The sequence below is a fragment of the Methylobacterium sp. WL18 genome (assembly GCF_008040015.1).
In the GTDB taxonomy this organism is placed as follows: domain Bacteria; phylum Pseudomonadota; class Alphaproteobacteria; order Rhizobiales; family Beijerinckiaceae; genus Methylobacterium; species Methylobacterium mesophilicum.
The window spans coordinates 1-790 of the sequence record NZ_VRVD01001131.1; the positions used below are offsets into that span (position 1 = coordinate 1).

The 790-nt window shown below is 71.3% G+C and carries 1 protein-coding gene; it reads right to left on the minus strand.

The genetic code is table 11. From position 1 onward, the window contains the following. Positions 1-790 (minus strand): DUF2865 domain-containing protein (locus FV228_RS31335; protein WP_147857931.1); only part of this gene is annotated, 790 nt, incomplete at both ends.

A 790-nucleotide genomic window follows, 5' to 3' on the forward strand; every position in this document is an offset into this window, starting at 1 on the left:
GCCCGGCCGCGTCGGCGGCGAGTTCGGCCGCAGTCCGGTCGGCCCGGCCGACCAGGGTCAGGCGTACCTTGGGACGCGACAGGGCCTCGGCCTGCATGGGCGTGACGAAGATGTCGCCCTTGTGCCGCACCAGCATGCTCTCGGCCTTCACGAGGGACTGCGCCCAGGTCTGGTTCTGAGGTTTGCAGGAGCAGTTCGGGACGAATTCCTTGCGGAACTTGAACGCGTTGGCGAGGCTCGCATAGGCGCGGCTGCCCTTCACCGAGGCAGCGTGCTTCAGCGCCTCGTCGCCGTACGGCATGGAGTAGGCCTGCGCCTCGGTGCCGGGGCAGAGCGCCTGGCACATCTCGTCCGCGCCGCCGCGCCCCTCGGGCAGGTTGCGCATCGGGAAGAAGCCGCCATCGCAGGTGCGCACGCAGACCATCTGCGGGCCGCCCTTGGCGTAGCTCTCGCCGCTCGCCGCATAGGTTTCCCGGGCCGGACAGTTGGCGGCGACCAGGCCCTGCAGCTCGCGCTTGCGGGCGCCGCTGTCGTCGAACACAGCGCCGCCATAGGTGGCCTTGAGCGCGCGGATGCGCTGCTCGACGGCGCCGCACTGGGGCGGGCGCGTGTCGAAGAACAGGAACTTGCCGCCCTCGCAGTTCAGGCCGCGGAAATAGGCTTCCAGCCGCCCGATCTCGTCGTTGAGCGCCCGCGTGGTGCTGGCCCCCGTCTGGACGGAGGCGAGTTCCGCCCGGTAACGCCGGCAGGTGGGCGAGGGCAGTTGCGGCGTGCCGGACCGCGGCTCGCC